Annotated in this window: 20 protein-coding genes; 12 read left to right on the forward strand and 8 right to left on the reverse strand. The window is 67.7% G+C overall.

Going from position 1 to position 16,646, the window contains the following annotated elements; all coding sequences use genetic code 11:
* The first annotated feature begins 31 nt into the window (after positions 1 to 31).
* Positions 32 to 1,006 (forward strand): ABC transporter ATP-binding protein, encoded by a 975-nt coding sequence (locus IBJ06_RS07675; protein WP_292158889.1) that lies wholly within the window; start codon positions 32 to 34, stop codon positions 1,004 to 1,006.
* Between the two features lie 6 nt (positions 1,007 to 1,012).
* Here IBJ06_RS07675 and IBJ06_RS07680 read toward each other — a convergent pair whose 3' ends face one another.
* The 3 genes from IBJ06_RS07680 to IBJ06_RS07690 are packed head-to-tail and all read right to left on the reverse strand — an operon-like array spanning position 1,013 to position 3,381.
* Positions 1,013 to 1,348: a Tat pathway signal protein gene (locus tag IBJ06_RS07680; protein ID WP_292158891.1), complete on the reverse strand. Its 336-nt coding sequence runs from the start codon at positions 1,346 to 1,348 to the stop codon at positions 1,013 to 1,015.
* A 57-nt stretch (positions 1,349 to 1,405) separates the two neighbouring features.
* A complete protein-coding gene (bioB, locus tag IBJ06_RS07685; protein ID WP_292158893.1) occupies positions 1,406 to 2,410 on the reverse strand; it encodes a biotin synthase BioB in 1,005 nt (334 codons plus the stop codon).
* Positions 2,411 to 2,454: 44 nt separating this feature from the next.
* Positions 2,455 to 3,381: a pepsin/retropepsin-like aspartic protease family protein gene (locus tag IBJ06_RS07690; protein WP_292158895.1), complete on the reverse strand. Its 927-nt coding sequence runs from the start codon at positions 3,379 to 3,381 to the stop codon at positions 2,455 to 2,457.
* Between the two features lie 195 nt (positions 3,382 to 3,576).
* Between IBJ06_RS07690 and ahcY the strand changes: the two genes are divergently transcribed.
* From ahcY to IBJ06_RS07705, 3 genes are all read left to right on the forward strand, one after another.
* Positions 3,577 to 4,968, forward strand: coding sequence for an adenosylhomocysteinase (ahcY, locus tag IBJ06_RS07695; protein ID WP_292158896.1), 1,392 nt, complete (start codon positions 3,577 to 3,579; stop codon positions 4,966 to 4,968).
* A 67-nt stretch (positions 4,969 to 5,035) separates the two neighbouring features.
* A complete protein-coding gene (locus IBJ06_RS07700) occupies positions 5,036 to 5,242 on the forward strand; it encodes a twin transmembrane helix small protein (protein ID WP_292158898.1) in 207 nt (68 codons plus the stop codon).
* A gap of 3 nt (positions 5,243 to 5,245) precedes the next feature.
* Entirely contained in the window at positions 5,246 to 5,818 is a 573-nt protein-coding gene (locus IBJ06_RS07705) for a cob(I)yrinic acid a,c-diamide adenosyltransferase (RefSeq protein ID WP_292158900.1), read from the forward strand.
* 10 nt (positions 5,819 to 5,828) lie between these two features.
* On the opposite strand, the gene IBJ06_RS07710 is transcribed toward IBJ06_RS07705, so the two are convergent.
* Positions 5,829 to 6,170, reverse strand: coding sequence for a hypothetical protein (locus IBJ06_RS07710; protein ID WP_292158902.1), 342 nt, complete (start codon positions 6,168 to 6,170; stop codon positions 5,829 to 5,831).
* A gap of 135 nt (positions 6,171 to 6,305) precedes the next feature.
* Between IBJ06_RS07710 and IBJ06_RS07715 the strand changes: the two genes are divergently transcribed.
* The 6 genes from IBJ06_RS07715 (at position 6,306) to IBJ06_RS07740 (ending at position 12,072) form a co-directional block, all read left to right on the forward strand.
* Positions 6,306 to 7,070 (forward strand): electron transfer flavoprotein subunit beta/FixA family protein, encoded by a 765-nt coding sequence (locus IBJ06_RS07715; RefSeq protein ID WP_292158903.1) that lies wholly within the window; start codon positions 6,306 to 6,308, stop codon positions 7,068 to 7,070.
* Positions 7,070 to 7,999: an electron transfer flavoprotein subunit alpha/FixB family protein gene (locus tag IBJ06_RS07720; protein ID WP_292158904.1), complete on the forward strand. Its 930-nt coding sequence runs from the start codon at positions 7,070 to 7,072 to the stop codon at positions 7,997 to 7,999. The genes IBJ06_RS07715 and IBJ06_RS07720 overlap by 1 nt, the downstream gene beginning before the upstream one ends.
* Before the next feature lie 77 nt (positions 8,000 to 8,076).
* Complete coding sequence (map, locus tag IBJ06_RS07725; protein ID WP_292158906.1) at positions 8,077 to 8,823, forward strand: type I methionyl aminopeptidase; 747 nt, start codon at positions 8,077 to 8,079, stop codon at positions 8,821 to 8,823.
* A complete protein-coding gene (locus IBJ06_RS07730; protein WP_292158908.1) occupies positions 8,820 to 9,101 on the forward strand; it encodes a DUF167 domain-containing protein in 282 nt (93 codons plus the stop codon). Before map ends, IBJ06_RS07730 begins: the two co-directional genes overlap by 4 nt.
* Before the next feature lie 102 nt (positions 9,102 to 9,203).
* On the forward strand, positions 9,204 to 10,703 hold the full coding sequence (locus IBJ06_RS07735; protein WP_292158910.1) for an amidohydrolase: 1,500 nt from the start codon (positions 9,204 to 9,206) through the stop codon (positions 10,701 to 10,703).
* A 1-nt stretch (position 10,704) separates the two neighbouring features.
* A complete protein-coding gene (locus IBJ06_RS07740) occupies positions 10,705 to 12,072 on the forward strand; it encodes an amidohydrolase family protein (RefSeq protein WP_292158912.1) in 1,368 nt (455 codons plus the stop codon).
* A 6-nt stretch (positions 12,073 to 12,078) separates the two neighbouring features.
* Here the strand turns inward: IBJ06_RS07740 and IBJ06_RS07745 are convergent, their stop codons facing one another.
* Entirely contained in the window at positions 12,079 to 12,333 is a 255-nt protein-coding gene (locus IBJ06_RS07745) for an Lrp/AsnC family transcriptional regulator (RefSeq protein ID WP_292158914.1), read from the reverse strand.
* 116 nt (positions 12,334 to 12,449) lie between these two features.
* On the opposite strand from IBJ06_RS07745, the gene IBJ06_RS07750 reads away from it, so the two are divergent.
* On the forward strand, positions 12,450 to 13,214 hold the full coding sequence (locus IBJ06_RS07750; RefSeq protein ID WP_292158917.1) for an alpha/beta hydrolase: 765 nt from the start codon (positions 12,450 to 12,452) through the stop codon (positions 13,212 to 13,214).
* A 56-nt stretch (positions 13,215 to 13,270) separates the two neighbouring features.
* Positions 13,271 to 13,957 (forward strand): bifunctional 4-hydroxy-2-oxoglutarate aldolase/2-dehydro-3-deoxy-phosphogluconate aldolase, encoded by a 687-nt coding sequence (locus IBJ06_RS07755; RefSeq protein ID WP_292158919.1) that lies wholly within the window; start codon positions 13,271 to 13,273, stop codon positions 13,955 to 13,957.
* Positions 13,958 to 14,268: 311 nt separating this feature from the next.
* Here IBJ06_RS07755 and IBJ06_RS07760 read toward each other — a convergent pair whose 3' ends face one another.
* The 3 genes from IBJ06_RS07760 to IBJ06_RS07770 form a co-directional block, all read right to left on the reverse strand.
* On the reverse strand, positions 14,269 to 14,802 hold the full coding sequence (locus tag IBJ06_RS07760) for a hypothetical protein (protein WP_292158920.1): 534 nt from the start codon (positions 14,800 to 14,802) through the stop codon (positions 14,269 to 14,271).
* A 34-nt stretch (positions 14,803 to 14,836) separates the two neighbouring features.
* Entirely contained in the window at positions 14,837 to 15,283 is a 447-nt protein-coding gene (locus IBJ06_RS07765) for a hypothetical protein (RefSeq protein ID WP_292158922.1), read from the reverse strand.
* Positions 15,284 to 15,370: 87 nt separating this feature from the next.
* Positions 15,371 to 16,618 (reverse strand): argininosuccinate synthase, encoded by a 1,248-nt coding sequence (locus IBJ06_RS07770; protein ID WP_292158924.1) that lies wholly within the window; start codon positions 16,616 to 16,618, stop codon positions 15,371 to 15,373.
* Positions 16,619 to 16,646: the final 28 nt, after the last annotated feature.

Consider the following 16,646-nt stretch of genomic DNA (forward strand, 5'->3'; position numbering starts at 1 on the left):
TCAAACGCCTGATCCCTCATTCCGGACTCCCATGACCGCTGTCTCCCCGCTGCCCGACTCCGCCATTCGCATCCGTGGCCTGACCAAGACCTATGCGGGCTCGAAGAAGGCCCCGCCCAAGGAGGCGCTGAAGGGTATCGATCTGGACATCCCCCGGGGCGCCATGTTCGGCCTGCTGGGCCCGAACGGAGCGGGCAAGTCGACCCTGATCAATATTCTGGCGGGCGTGGTGAAGAAGACCTCGGGCGAGGTGTCGATCTGGGGCCGCGACATCGACACCGAGCCGCGCGATGCCCGGGCCGCCCTGGGCGTGGTGCCGCAGGAGATCGTCGCGGACGTCTTTTTCACGCCGCGCGAGTCGCTGGAGGTCCAGGCCGGCTTCTACGGCGTGCCGGCGGATGAACGCCGCTCCGACGCGCTGCTGGCCGCATTGGGCCTGTCGGACAAGGCCAATGCCTATGTCCGCGCCCTGTCGGGGGGCATGAAGCGGCGGCTGATGGTGGCCAAGGCGCTGGTCCACGCCCCGCCGGTCCTGATCCTCGACGAGCCGACGGCCGGCGTGGACGTCGAGCTGCGCCGCCAGCTGTGGGAGTATGTGCGCCGCCTGAACGCCGAGGGGGTCACCATCCTTCTGACCACCCACTATCTGGAAGAGGCGCAGGAGCTCTGCGACACCATCGCCATCGTCAACCGGGGTCAGGTGGTAGCCTGCGAGCCGACGCCCCAGCTGCTGCGGCGGCTGGATACCCGCAATGTGGTGGTCGTGCCCGAGACTCCGCTGACCACCCCGCCGGTGCTGGACGGGTTCGAGGTCGCGTCCCGACCGGGCGGCGGCTTTGCCGTTACCTATCGCAAGGGCCGGTCCTCGGTGGAGCAGGTGCTGGCTGCGGTGCGCGCGGCAGGCGTCACGATTGCCGACATCTCTACCGAGGACCCGGATCTGGAAGACGTCTTCCTGGCCCTGACCTACGGAGATCAGGCGCAGGGCGACCCGACGCGGGACTGAAAGTCGTCAGAAGGCCATGACGGTGCCGAGCAGCAGCCGGGCCCCGGACCGACCAAGGGCCTGATCGGTGGCCGCCTGCAGTTCGCGCGCCAGCCGTTCGACGTCGGGCGGGGCATCACCGCGCAGGCCGGCGGCCACGCGGGCGATCACCTGATTATAGGCCGCTCTCAGACGGGGCGCGGACTGGCTTGCCCGGGTATGCAGGGCCGCATCGGCCACATCCAGCCCGGTTTCAACCGTCAGAACGCCGCGTCGTCCCCCCGTGCCGCTGAAATTCGCCGTCGAGGTGCCGATCGCAATATAGGTCGGGCGCGATCCCCCGCCGCCGCCGCCACCGGTCATGAGCCCCTCGTGAAACTGCTTCCGGGGCAGTCCTGGCACACCGGGCTTAAGGGTCGGTTACGCCGCGCTGTCGATCACCTGCGGACGGTCCGTGACCATGGGCCTGAGGTCCAGTTTGGCGAACAGGCGGCTGTCGGCGTCGGCATCGGGGTTGGCCGTGGTCAGCAGGCGGTCGCCGACGAAGATGGAGTTGGCCCCGGCGAGGAAGCACAGGGCCTGCATCTCGGGGCTCATGGCCTCGCGGCCTGCCGACAGGCGCACCATCGACCGGGGGCAGACGATGCGGGCGACGGCGACGGTGCGGACGAATTCGATGGGATCGATCTCTCCCTCCCGCTTGACCTGATCGCCCAGCGGCGTGCCCGCCACCGGCACCAGGGCATTGACCGGCAGGCTGTCGGGATGGACCGGCAGGGTGGCCAGGGCGTGCAGCAGGCCGGCGCGGTCCCGGCGGCTTTCGCCCATGCCGACGATGCCGCCGCAGCAGGTGCTGAGGCCCGCATCGCGGACGTGCTTCAGCGTATCCAGCCGGTCCTGATACGTCCGGGTGGTGACGACATCGGCGTAATAGTCGGGCCCGGTGTCCAGGTTGTGGTTGTAATAGTCGAGCCCGGCCGCCTTGAGCTGGCGGGCCTGTTCGGCGGTCAGCATGCCGAGCGTCGCGCAGGTCTCGAGGCCCAGGGCCTTAACACCCGAAATCATGGCCGCCAGTTTCGGCGTGTCGCGATCCTTCAACTCGCGCCAGGCGGCTCCCATGCAGAACCGGTCGGCGCCGCCTGCCTTTGCCGCCATGGCCTCGGCCAGCACGGCCTGGGTGTCCATCAGCTTTTCGGCCTTGAGCCCTGTATCGAAGCTGGCCGACTGGGAGCAGTAGCCACAGTTCTCGGCGCATCCCCCGGTCTTGATCGACAGGAGGCGGCTGAGCTGCACCTCGGAGGGGTCAAAGGTCTGGCGGTGCACTTCGGCGGCGCTGAACACCAGTTCCATGAACGGCTGTGCGAACAGGGCCTCGATCTCTTCAAGGGTCCAGTCATGGCGGGGGGTCGCGAGATCACGGGTCATGGGCGCTTGATGCGATGACCGTCGCCCGGGGGCAAGCCCTGTCCTCAGATCTCCATCAGCAGTTCGCCCCGCCTCAGGTCGATCACCACCCGGTTGAAGACGCCCAGCACATCGACCCCCAGCAGCATGGCCGGTTGCTCACCCAGTCCGAGGTGACGAAAGATGTGGAAGTCGCCCATCAGCACCCCCAACCGGTCCAGCATCATGTCGCCGAGCCGTACGGCATTGACCATCATGGGACGGGCGACAGCTGCGCGGCCTGTCGGGGACTGGACGGCCTGCGCGGTATCGGTCCCGCGCAGCATCAGGTCCCGGGCCCCGACGGCTTCGGCCAGCAAGGCGTTGATCAGGCTGACCTCGGCCCCGGTGTCGATGACGGCCGGAACACGGATGCCCCTTACCCAGGCATCGACGACCATGAGCCGTTCCGCCACGCCATCCGGTTCGCGCACAACGGGGGGAGCGAAGCGCACCCGGGGCCTCTCGGCCGCGAGGAAGCCCCGTTCCTCAATGCGCGGGCGTCCGATCGAGGCCCTGTGCCGCCCGCGAAAGCGGAACTCCAGCCGGTGACCGGCCAGCAGGTCGAGTCCCAACAGGCCGTCCAGCCCCAGAAGACCGCGCCGGTCCCCGATGGCCAGCCGCGTATCGCGCCGGTGCAGGGCCCCGCTGCGGATCTGCCCGGCCCTGACCCAGGGTACCCGCTCGACCCCGATCACCGTATGCATGTCGATCTCGCCGCCCAGGGTCAGGCCCAGGCGGGCCACAAGGTCGGACGCGAGAACCGAGGCGCTGGCCGCCGTATCCAGGGCGAAGCGCAGACCCGGCCGACCGTCGATTTCCACATCCACCACGCCCCGCCCGGAGTGATCCGGAGCGGCAGGCACGGGGTCCTGGGCCAGGGCATGTCCGGAGAGGACGAGACCCGCAGGCCCCGCCAGCACCCGGCGACGTGACAGCCCGGCCCTGTCCATGACGGATCGCTCCTCCCAAAGCGGTGTCCGAGAGGAGGCTGGCACAGGATGCGCCTGGAGGCGAGGGGCGGGATATGAGGGCGGGATATAAGGATATCCTTATATGTTTGTTGCCCCGACGACCCTTGCGGTCTATAGCGGCGGCCATACCCGTGACCGGCCTTGATGGCCCCTGCCGCGAAAGAGCGCTCCCCCATGACCGACTTCATCGTCCGCGACATCTCGCTTGCCCCGTACGGGAACAAGGAAATCGCCATCGCCGAAACTGAAATGCCCGGCCTGATGGCGCTGCGCGAGGAGTTCGGCAAGGCGCAGCCGCTGAAGGGGGCCCGCATCGCCGGCAGCCTGCACATGACCATCCAGACCGCCGTGCTGATCCAGACGCTGGAAGCGCTGGGCGCCGAGGTCCGCTGGGCCTCGTGCAACATCTATTCGACCCAGGATCACGCCGCCGCGGCCATCGCCGCCAACGGCACGCCGGTGTTCGCCACCAAGGGCGAGACGCTGGAAGAATACTGGGACTACGCGCACAAGATCTTCGAATGGGCTGATGGCGGCTACCCCAACCTGATCCTCGACGACGGCGGCGACGCCACCCTGCTGTGCGTGCTGGGGCCCAAGGCCGAGAAGGATATCTCTGTCCTGAACGACCCGCAGAACGAGGAAGAGGAGGCCCTCTTCTCGGTCATGAAGCGGTATCTGAAGGAAAAGCCGGGCTTCTATTCGGCCATCCGCGACGCCATCGGCGGCGTGTCGGAAGAGACCACCACCGGCGTCCACCGCCTGTACCAGATGGCCGAGCGCGGCGAGCTGCCCTTCCCCGCCATCAACGTCAACGACAGCGTCACCAAGTCCAAGTTCGACAATCTGTACGGCTGCCGGGAATCGCTGGTCGACGCCATTCGCCGGGGCACCGACGTCATGCTGTCGGGCAAGGTCGCGGTGGTCTGCGGTTACGGCGATGTCGGCAAGGGCTCGGCCGCCTCGCTGCGTCAGGGCGGCGCCCGCGTGATCGTCACCGAGATCGACCCGATCTGCGCCCTGCAGGCCGCCATGGAAGGCTATGAGGTCCAGACCCTGGACGACGTGGCCGACAAGGCTGACATCTTCGTCACCGCGACGGGCAACAAGGACGTCATCACCGTCGACCACATGCGCGCGATGCGGCACAACGCCATCGTCTGCAACATCGGCCACTTCGACAGCGAAATTCAGGTCGCGGGCCTGAAGAACATGAAGTGGGACGAGATCAAGCCGCAGGTCGACCACGTCGAATTCCCGGACGGCAAGAAGATCATCCTGCTGTCGAAGGGCCGTCTGGTGAACCTGGGCAACGCCACGGGCCACCCCAGCTTCGTGATGTCGGCGTCCTTCACCAACCAGACGCTGGCCCAGATCGAGCTGTGGACCAACAAGTCGAAGTACGAGAACAAGGTCTACGTCCTGCCCAAGCATCTGGACGAAAAGGTCGCCGCCCTGCACCTCGACAAGCTGGGCGCCAAACTGACCCGGCTCAGCAAGGAACAATCCGACTATATCTCGGTCCCGGTCGAAGGCCCGTTCAAGCCCGACCACTATCGTTACTGATCGGGATCGATGCCGCACCCCGCCCCACCCTCTGGTCAGGCGGGGGCACGCGGCCTAGTCTGCCCGCATGGGCAACATCGTCGACATCCTGATCCTGATCGCCATCGCCGCGGTCGCTATCACCCTCGGGTTCGGGCTGAAGGCCCTGTTCACGCCGGGTGATGCCGCCCGGACCCAGTCCAACCATCTGATGCGCCTGCGCGTCGGACTGCAGGCCGTCGCCGTGGTGCTGCTGGTCGTCGCCATGTGGTGGAAATCCACCCAGGGAAGCTAGGCCATGGTCCTTCTGAACAAGATCTACACCCGCACCGGGGACGAGGGGCGGACCCGCCTCGCCAACGGTGCTCCGGTGTCCAAGACGGACCTTAGGGTCGAAGCCTATGGCGCGGTCGATGAGTTGAATGCCGTGATCGGCCTGGCCCGGCTGAATTCCGGCCAGAACGACCGGATCGATGCCATGCTGGCGCGCATCCAGAATGAACTGTTCGATCTGGGCGCCGATCTGGCCACGCCGCTCGACCCGCCCCCGGAATGGGAGGCCCTGCGCATCATCGACAGCCAGGTCGAGCGTCTGGAGCAGGAAATCGACTGGATGAACGAGAGCCAGAAGCCGCTCGACAGCTTCATCCTGCCCGGCGGGTCGCCGCTGTCGACCCATCTGCATCTGGCCCGCACCGTCTGCCGGCGGGCCGAACGCTGCGCCGTCCGTCTGGCCGAGGCCGGCGTGGCCGTCACGCCCGCGGCGTTGCGCTATCTGAACCGGCTGTCCGACCATCTGTTCGTGGCGGGGCGCAGGGCCAACCATCACGGCGCCGATGATGTGAAATGGCGGCCCGGGGCCACCCGCTAGCGGTTACGGATCACCGGCCTTGCTGGGCCCGCAGCCGGGCCCGCTCGGCGTTGACCGCGTCTTGCCTTGCCTTCTTCTGGGCCGCGACCTGACGCTCCAGCACGAGCAGTTCGGCGTTCTTCGCCCTGGAGGCCTCAAGCCGGCTGACCCCTATGGGACGCCCGGTGATGTCGGGAATGAAGATCGGCGTGGCACAGGTGCGGGTAGTGATGTCGTACCAGTTGCCTGCGGCCTCGCAACGCTCGCCCGGACTGACCCAGACCTGCTGATAGACCAGCAGTCCCGCGACGATCATGCCGAACACGCCCAGGAAAACGATGCCCAGTCGCCGAAAGCTCAGAAAGCGGTGCATGGTCGGTCCGGGGCTCCTTTGGCCGGGCGCGGCGTGGCTTTGCCGCAGTTAGCTTGACCCGGCGTTACATTGACAGGCCGGTTTGACCGTTCCATGTCCAACGCCACGCATTCCGGCGCTTTAATGGATAGGCTCATGAAGGTTCTCGTCCCTGTCAAACGGGTGATCGACTATAACGTCAAGGCCAGGGTCAAGGCCGACCAGAGCGGGGTCGACCTCGCCAATGTCAAGATGAGCATGAACCCCTTCGACGAAATCGCCGTCGAGGAGGCCGTTCGGCTCAAGGAAGGCAAGGGTCATCATGCCGCCGATACGGCCGGGGAAATCGTCGCGGTTTCGATCGGTGTCGCCCAGGCCCAGGAGACCATCCGCAACGCCCTGGCCATCGGCGCCGACCGCGGCATCCTGGTCCAGTCCGACACGGACCTCGAGCCTCTGGCCGTGGCCAAGGTGCTCAAGGCCGTGGTCGATGAGGAGAAGCCCGATCTGGTACTGATGGGCAAACAGGCCATCGACGGCGACAACAACGCCGTGGGCCAGATGCTGGCGGCCCTGCTGGACTGGCCGCAGGCGACCTTTGCCTCAAAGGTCGAGATCAGGGACGGCACGGCCCAGGTCACGCGCGAGATCGACGGTGGCCTGCAGACCCTTGAGGTCGCCCTGCCGGCGGTCATCACCGTCGACCTGCGCCTCAACACGCCGCGCTATGCCTCCCTCCCCAACATCATGAAGGCCAAGAAGAAGGAGATCGCGACGAAGGCGGTTGCCGACTACGGCACCGATACCGCGCCGCGTCTCAAGGTGGTCAAGGTCACCGAGCCCGCGAAACGTGAGGCCGGTGAAAAGGTGGCCGACGCCGCCGAACTGGTTGCCAAGCTCAAGTCCAAGGGAGTTCTCTGATGGCCGTCCTCGTTATTGCGGACCACGACGGTGCGACCGTCCGTGACACCACGCACAAGACCGTGACCGCCGCCTCGAAGATCGGCGGCGACATCGACATTCTGGTCGTCGGCGAAGGTGCCAAGGCCGCCGCCGAGGCTGCCGCCAGGATCAAGGGCGTGCGCAAGGTGCTGCTGGCCGAGAGCGCCGGTCTGGGAAAGGTGCTGGCCGAGGCTGTCGAGGCCACCGTCCTGCCGCTGGCCGACAGCTATGACGCCATCCTCGCCCCGGCCACCACGGACGGCAAGAATTTCGCCCCGCGGATCGCCGCGAAACTGGATGTCGCCCCGATCTCGGACATTATCGAAGTGGTGTCGGCCGATACCTTCGTGCGCCCCATCTATGCGGGCAACGCGCTGGAAACCGTCCAGTCGTCCGATGCCAGGAAGGTCATCACCGTCCGCCCCACCGGCTTTGATGCGGCGGAAGAGGGCGGCTCGGCCCCGGTTGAATCCGTGACGGGCGGCGACGCGCCGAAGACCACCTTCGTCTCCGAGGAAAAGGTCAAGTCCGACCGGCCCGAACTGGGCGCGGCGAAGATCGTCGTCTCGGGGGGCCGCGCTCTCGGATCGTCCGAGGAATTCCATGCCGTCATGGACCCGCTGGCGGACAAGCTGGGCGCCGCGGTCGGGGCCTCACGCGCCGCGGTCGACGCCGGCTATGCGCCCAACGACTATCAGGTCGGCCAGACCGGCAAGGTGGTCGCCCCCGAGCTCTACATCGCCATCGGTATCTCGGGCGCTATCCAGCATCTGGCCGGCATGAAGGACTCCAAGGTCATCGTCGCGATCAACAAGGATCCGGACGCCCCGATCTTTCAGGTCGCGGACTATGGACTGGTCGCCGACTACAAGACTGCCGTGCCGGAGCTGATGACGGCGCTGGGATAGGCCTGGCTGAAGGTTGCAAGCAGGGGCGCGGTGCCAGTGGCCCGCGCCCCTTTTTCGTTGAAGGGCAGGAGCGTGGGATGACCATTGAGAGCGAAGAGCAACTGGTCAAGCTGCGCGCGGTCGGCGGGCTGGTCGCCCGGACGCTGGCGGCCATGGGCAAGGCGCTGGAGCCGGGCATGACGACGCGCGAACTGGACGACCTGGGCCGGGCCCTGCTGGAGGCCGAAGGGGCCCGCTCCGCGCCGGAGCTGACCTACGGATTTCCGGGCGCGACCTGCATCTCGGTCGGACCCGACTGCGCGCACGGCATTCCGGATGACACACCGGTGAGGGCAGGCGATCTGGTCAACATCGACGTCTCGGCCGAGCTGGATGGTTTCTTCGGTGACACAGGTGCCAGCTTCGCGGTGCCGCCGGTCAGGCCGCGCATCGAACGCCTGTGTCGGGATGGTCGCCGGGCCATGTGGACAGGCATCCGGGCCGTCAAGCCGGGGGGTCGACTGAATGCCGTCGGCCGCGCCATCCAGACCTTTGCCGTCCGGAACGGCTACAGCCTGGTCCGCAATCTCTTCAGTCACGGCATCGGGCGATCCTTGCACGATGACCCGGCCGAGATCGCCACCTGGTACGCGCCGGAGGATCGTCGTGTGATCCCTGAAGGTCTGGTCTTCACCATCGAACCCTTCCTGTCGCTGGGTGCCGACTGGGTCGACGAACGCGACGATGGCTGGACGCTCTATCCGCCGATGCATGAACCCACGGTCCAGTATGAGCACACCCTGGTGGCGACCCGGCGAGGCCCGGTGATCCTGACCCTGGCATGAGGGCCCGCCTGTCCGTTCGGCTGACACCCGGGGCGGCGCAGGACCAGGTGGAGGGCTGGGGCACGGATCCGAACGGCCGACCCGTTCTCAAGGTGCGGGTCCGCGCCCGGCCGATCGAGGGGAAGGCCAATGAAGCGCTTGTCCGTCTGGTGGCCGACACCCTCGGCCTGCCGCGCAGCGCCGTTTCTCTCGTTCACGGCGACCGCGGCCGCATCAAACGCCTGCAGATTACCGGCCTGAGAGAGGCCGAGGTCCACGCTCGCCTTACAGCTTTGTAATGAATCGGGCTTTGACGGGGTGGACGGAACCCTTTTGTAATCCCTGCTTCGCGTGCTCCGCCGGGGCCCGCGGCAATCCGGTTGACGGGGGAGCTGACCACCATGATCACATCACGCCTGCGGGGGTCCGCCTCGGGACCGCTCGCCGTCATTCTTGCGGCCACGCTCGGCCTGGCGGCCTGCGCCACAACGGGTAAAGGCGCCTCCTCTGGCGGAAACGGCGATGCCGCACCGGCGCGGCAGGCGCGGGCCCTCCCCGCCGGCATGGACGCCGCCAGCAATCCGGATCCCTATCCCTCGACCTATCGGGGCCTGCCGCGCGAGAATCTGGCCATTGTCGGCGCGACCGTATTCACCGGTGACGGGCGCAAGATCGAGAACGGCACCGTCATTCTGACGGACGGCAAGGTCGCCGCCGTCGGCGGTTCGTCGACAGCGGTTCCGGCCGGACACCGGGTGATCGATGCCGAGGGGCGTTTTGTGACCCCCGGCATCATCGATGTGCACAGCCACCTCGGCGTCTATCCGTCCCCCGGCGTTCAGGGGATGAGCGACGGCAATGAGGCGACCAACCCCAACACCGCCGAGGTCTGGGCCGAGCATTCGATCTGGCCGCAGGACCCGGGCTTCAACACCGCCCGCGCCGGCGGAGTCACCACCCTTCACATCCTGCCCGGTTCCGCCAATCTGTTCGGCGGGCGCGGCGTGACGCTCCGCAATGTGCCCTCGGTCACCATGCAGGGCATGAAGTTCCCGGGCGCTCCCTATACGGTCAAGATGGCGTGCGGCGAGAACCCCAGCCGGGTCTATGGCGGTCGGGGCCGTTCGCCCGCGACCGGCATGGGCAATATGGCCGGCTATCGGGCCGCCTTCATCGCGGCCCAGGACTACAAGCAGAAATGGGACAGGTGGCGCGAGACGGGCGAGGGTACGCCGCCCACCCGCAACCTGCAGCATGAGACCCTGGTCGGCGTGCTGGACGGCTCGATCCTGATCCAGAACCACTGCTATCGCGGGGACGAAATGGCCCTGATGATCGATATGTCGAGGGAGTTCGGCTATCGCATCACCACCTTCCATCACGCGACCGAGGCCTACAAGGTGGCGCCCCTGCTGGCGCGCGAGGGCATCTGCGCGGCCATGTGGACGGGCTGGTGGGGCTTCAAGATGGAGAGCCTCGACGCGATCGAGGAGAACGTCGCCCTGGTCGACGCGCCAGAGGGCTCCTGCGCCGTGGTCCACTCGGATGACGCGGAACTGATCCAGCGGCTCAACCAGGAAGCCGCGGCCGCCTTGGCCGCGGGTCGCCGGGCGGGCCTGAACCTCACCGAGGAACACGCCATCGGCTGGATCACCCTGAACGCGGCACGCGCCATCGGCATCGACGACGAGACGGGATCGCTGGCCCCCGGCAAGCGCGCCGATGTCGTGATCTGGAGCGCCAACCCCTTCTCCATCTATGCGCGGGCCGATCAGGTGTTCGTCGATGGAGGGCTGGCCTTTGACCGGTTCGACCCGGCCTATCAGCCGGTGTCCGACTTTGAACTGGGCCAGCCGGGCTATGGCCTGCCGGCCGCCGGTGTCCGCCAGGGAGCCCGCTGATATGATCCGTCATCTTTCTCCCCTCAAGTCGCTGGTCGTTGGTGCGGTCGCTGCGGCTGGCCTCCTGGCCACCCCGGCTCTCGCGCAGGACACGGTCGCTGTGACCGGCGGCCGGGTTCTGACTGGCACCTCGGTCATCGAGAACGGCACCGTCGTCATGCGCGGCGGCCGGATCGTTTCGGTCGGCACGGGCGCGGCTCCGGCCGGAGCCCGGGTGATCGATGCCACGGGCCGGGTTGTCGCCCCCGGCTTCGTCGCGGTCGACTCGGGCCTCGGCGCGACCGAAGTCTCGTCGGTCGGCGGCACCAATGACCTCCGCAACGCCTCCAATACGCTGAGCGCGGCCTTTGACGTCTCCTACGGGCTGGACCCGTGGTCCATTACCCTGCCGGTCGCGCGGCTGGGCGGGGTGACGCGCGCCATTGTGGTACCGAACCACCCCGGTTCGTCCGGCGGACACTATCACGAGGAAGACACCGCCGGGGCCGGCGCCGGGGGCTATCACTCGCCTGGCCTGTTCGCCGGTCAGGCCGCCGTGATTCATCTGGCAGCCGGAACCGACATCCTGGTCCGTCCGCGCGTGGCCATGGTTGCCCCCTTCGGCGAGGCCGGGGCCGGTGTCGCCGGCGGCTCACGCGGCGGGGCCATGGTGCTGTTCCGCGAGACCCTAGCCGAGGTGCGGCTCTATGCCCGCAACAAGGCCGCCTATCAGCGCGATGACCTCAGGCCCCTGTCGCTGTCGCGCGCCGATCTGGAAGCCCTGATCCCGGTGGCGGAAGGGCGCATGCCCCTGATCATCACCGTGTCGCGCGCAGCCGACATCCTGCAGGTCCTCCGGCTTGCGCAAGAGGAAGGCCTGAAGGTCATTCTGGACGGTGCCGAGGAAGGCTGGCTGGTCGCTGACCAGATCGCGGCCGCAGGCGTGCCCGTTCTGCTCAACCCCCTCTCCAACCTGCCCGGGAATTTCGAGCGGCGGGCCGCGCGGATGCAGAATGCCGCCGCCCTGAATGCCGCGGGCGTCGTCATCGCCATCAAGGGCAATGAGGGCTCGATCCACCGCGCGCGCGAGACCCGCTACAATGCCGGAAACGCCGTCTCGCACGGCCTGCCGTACGAAGCGGCTGTCGCGGCCATCACGGTCAATCCGGCGCGCATCTTCGGCATGGACGGCCAGTTCGGGGAACTGCGCGCAGGCGCGGCCGCCGATGTGGTCATCTGGACCGGCGATCCGCTGGAGCCGCTGAGCCAGCCCGTGGCCCTCTTCATCAACGGCGTCGAGCAGTCGCTGGAGAGCCGGGCATTCCTGCTGCGCGACCGCTATCTCGGCGGGGGCGAGGGGGCCCGTCCCCCCGCCTATCCCACGCGCTAGGGGGCGTCAGCTGCCCGGCAGGAAGGGCGAGAAGGTGATGACGGTAAAGGTGTCGCGGATGTGGGGCCGGGTCTGGACCTGCCTGGTGACGAAGGTGCCGATGTCCATCTCCTTCGGCAGCTGGAACTTGGCCAGCAGGTCGTACTGGCCCGAGGTCGAATAGACTTCGGAGACGCGCTCGACGTTGTCGACGATGTCGGCGGCGACGTCGTTGGCGTGCCCCAGCTCGCATTTGATGAAGACGAAGATGGCGGTCATCATGGGCGGTCCCTCCGGTCGGTCGGAGGTCTGTAGCGGATGCGAACGGACGGAGTAAGGGCCTGGACCTCGAAGCCGAGTACAACAATCGCGGCCGGGTGCCCGGCCACGGGGCCGTCATGGCGATGTGGGCCGAACGGGCCGAGGCGGCGCGGGCCGACCATCCGCACGAGCGGATCGCCTATGGCCCCGGGCCGCGCGAGGTCATCGACCTGTTCACGCCGGAGGGTCGGGCGGACGCGCCGGTCGCGATCTTCCTCCACGGCGGCTATTGGCAGGCGCTGGACGGGGCGGCCTTTCACGGGATCGCCCCGGCGCTGCTGGGCCACGGGGTCGCGGTCGCCCTCCCCACCTATGACCTCGCGCCGTCGGTGAGCCTCGGCCAGATCCTGCGGCAGGTCAGGACCGCGACCGAGCTGATCCGCGCGCGCGCCGGATACCGCCCGCTGGTGTTCGGCCATTCGGCGGGCGGCCATATGGCGGCGGCCCTGCTGTCCGAGGGCCGGGCCGGGGCGGCGGTGGCGATCTCGGGGGTGTTCGACCTCGCCCCCCTGCTCAAGACCAGCCTCAATGAGGCGCTGCGGCTCGACCCGCTGATGGCCAACGCCCTGTCACCGATCCACTGGCCGGTGCCGGACGGATCCAGCCCCGGCGGCACGACGCTGGACTGCTGGGTCGGGGCCGGGGAGAGCGCCGAGTTCCGCCGCCAGTCGCAGGCCATGGCCGACCGCTGGGGCGCGGCGGGAGCCGACACCCGGGTCGTTGAACTGGCCGGGCTGAACCACTTCACCGTGCTGGACCCGCTGTTCGAGGCCGACAGCCCGGAGGTCGCGCGGCTGGTGGAACTGGCGCACGACACCAAGCGTGAAGCCGCCCCGGCTTGACGCGCGGCCCGGTTGGTCGCACCCCTCGGACTGACCCAGCCTCCGGAGCCTGCCTCATGCCCGCCTATCCCGCCGACCGCCTGACCGTCGTGGCCGCGCTGGAGGCGCAGGGTATCTGCCCGGTCTTCTACCACCCCGATCCCGTCGCCTGTCTCGGGGTCATCCGGTCGGCGGCCCGCGCCGGGGCCCGGGTGATCGAGTTCACCGACCGGGGCGACCACGCCGCCGACCTGTTCGCCGAGCTGACGAAGACGCTCGCCCGCACCGACCCGGAGGTGATCCTCGGCATCGGCTCGATCGTCGATCCGGGCACGGCGGCGCTTTATCTGTCGCGCGGCGCCCGCTTCGTCGTCAGCCCCTGCGGCGTGGAGGCGGTGGCCAAACTCTGTAACCGCAAGCGCGTGGCCTATATGCCCGGTTGCGGCTCGGTCACCGAGATCAGCCAGGCCCAGGAATGGGGCTGTGACGTCGTCAAACTGTTCCCCGGCGCCCAGGTCGGCGGCCCGGCCTTCGTCAAGGCGGTCATGGGCCCCATGCCCTGGACGAAGATCATGCCCACCGGCGGGGTCGAACCCGAGGAGGCCTCGCTCAAGGCCTGGTTCGACGCCGGCATCATCGCCGCCGGCATGGGCTCGCGCCTGATCCCCGACAAGCTGGTCGACGAGGCCGACTGGGACGGTCTGGAGGGCCACATCGGTCGGGCCGTTCAACTGGCGCGATCGGTCCGCAAAATTACCGTCTGAATGGTCTGAATGGTCTGAAATCCATTCCTCCCCTCGGGGGAGGAATAAACCGTCTGAATCGTCTGAATCGTCTGAATTCGCACCTCCGCTGTCCCGGGCTCTGGCAACCGGACAGGATAGGCGATGCGGCACCCAGGGCGGGAAGAACGGTCCGGGAAACGACAGCCCCCTTGTAAAGGATAGGAATTCCGGCGGCGGCCATCCTTGCTGGGGGCCTCAACCTCCCGTCAGCCCAGATCGCCCGGCGAGCGCCTGCCCGGACCGATCCCCCGGTCAAGTCGGAGGATGACGGTGGGAGGGGGGTGCCGGTTTCAGTGTTCGGGGTCGGCCTCGACCTCGTCGCCGAACCCGGCGTCGAGCTCGTCCATGGCCATGCCGACGGCATAGTCGGCCATCAGCCCGTAGGTCGCCTGATGCTCGGGATCATTGCTGGCCCAGGCCCCGTTGGTCATAACGCCCTGGCCGACCGCGACCGCCTCGGCGACCACGGCCTCGATATCCACGTCGGCCAGGGCCTCGGCGACCACGGCCTCGATGTCGACCTCGGCCAGGGCCTCGGCGACGATGCCCGAAACAGACCCCGACACCGTCTGGGTAAAGGTCATGACGTCGGGCTGGTACTCGGCCCACAGCGCCATGACGGCGGCTTCCTTCTGGTCCTCGGTCAGGCTGTCGTCTTCCGCGATGGCCTCGGCGCGGTCGGCGAACTCGTCCATGCGGCTCTCAAAGGCCTCGGCGGCGGCCTCCAGCACCGCCTCGGCGGACTCCGGTTCGGACGACTGGGCCATGGCCATGGAGGCCGGCAGCAGGGCCAGGGCGGCGGCAAGCGACAGGGCACGGATCATGGTCAGCTCTCCTGAGCCAAGGGGTAGGGGTGGCTTATTCGCCTTCGGCGGCCATGGCGGCGGCCAGTTCGCCGGACAGCAGGCCGGGGATCAGCATTTCAAGGAACATGTCCTCGATCATGCCGGCGGCCATTTCCGCGTCTTCGGCGGTGCCGCCCTCATCGAGGGTCTGTTGGCGGACGAAGCCCGACAGCATGGCGACAAAGCCATCGATTTCGGGCTTCTTGCGGTCGATGGCGGCCTGCATGCGGGCCTGGCGGTCGGCCTCGGTCAGGCTGGTATCGGCGCGGATGGTCTCGATCTCGACGACCAGGGCCTCAAGCACGGCCTCGAAGGCTTCGGCGCGCGCTTCCAGTTCTTCCTCGGTGACGGGATCCTGGGCGACGACGACTGCGGCGACAGGCGACGCCACGGCGGGCAGGGCGAGGGCCGACAGGCCGAGGGCGGAGACGGCAACGGCGGAGACGATCAGACGACGCATGGGGAGTGCCTTTGGGCGTGGAGGAATGTTGCCCCAAGCCTTCACCCAATACTCGCAATCTTCAAGTGAAATCGCGGTAAGGCGGCATCAGGCCGGCGAATTATCGCCGCGCGTCCGGCGATTCCGCCGCTCCAGCACCCGCAGGCGCAGGGCGTTCAGCTTGATGAAGCCGGCCGCGTCGCGGTGGTCATAGGCCTGGACGCCCTCCTCGAAGGTCACCAGGTCCTGATCATACAGGCTGAAGGGGCTTTCGCGACCGATGACGGTAGCATTGCCCTTGTACAGCTTGACGCGGACCGTGCCGGTGACCTGTTCCTGGCTCTTGTCGATGGCGGCCTGCAGCATTTCGCGCTCGGGTGCGAACCAGAAGCCGTTGTAGATCATCTGGGCGTAACGGACGGCCAGTTCGTCCTTCAGGTGCATGGCGCCGCGGTCGAGGGTGATCGACTCCATGCCCCGGTGGGCAGCCAGCAGGATGGTGCCGCCCGGCGTTTCATAAACGCCGCGCGACTTCATGCCGACGAACCGGCCCTCGACCAGATCCAGACGGCCGATGCCGTTGTCGCGGCCCAGATCGTTCAGGCGGGCCAGCAGGGTGGCAGGCGACAGGGCCTCGCCATTGATCGAGACCGCGTCGCCGCGTTCGAAGCCGATGGTGATGACGGTGGCCTGATCCGGTGCGTCCTCGGGCGCAATGGTGCGCTGATAGACGAACTCGGGCGCCTCGACCGCCGGGTCTTCCAGAACCTTGCCCTCTGACGAGCTGTGCAGAAGATTGGCGTCGACCGAGAAGGGGGCCTCGCCGCGCTTGTCCTTGGCGATCGGGATCTGGTGCTTTTCGGCAAAGTCCAGCAGGGCCTCGCGGGACTTGAAGTCCCATTCGCGCCAGGGGGCGATGACGCGGATGTCGGGCTCCAGCGCATAATAGCCCAGCTCGAACCGGACCTGATCATTGCCCTTGCCGGTCGCGCCATGACAGACGGCGTCGGCACCGACCATGCGGGCGATCTCGATCTGGCGCTTGGCGATCAGGGGCCGGGCAATGGAGGTGCCCAGCAGATACTGGCCTTCATAGAGGGCATTGGCGCGGAACATGGGGAAGACGAAGTCCCGGACGAATTCCTCGCGCAGGTCGTCGATGAAGATGTTCTCGGGCTTGATGCCCATGCGGAGCGCCTTCTCGCGCGCAGGCTCCAGCTCCTCGCCCTGGCCCAGGTCGGCGGTGAAGGTCACGACCTCGGCGCCGTACTCCGTCTCGAGCCACTTCAGGATGATGGAGGTGTCGAGCCCGCCGGAGTAGGCGAGGACGACCTTCTTGGGCTTGAAGTCGGACATGGTGGGGAACCTCGGGGTCGGGGCGCGG

It is taken from the genome of Brevundimonas sp., from assembly GCF_016742135.1.
Taxonomy (GTDB): Bacteria; Pseudomonadota; Alphaproteobacteria; order Caulobacterales; family Caulobacteraceae; genus Brevundimonas.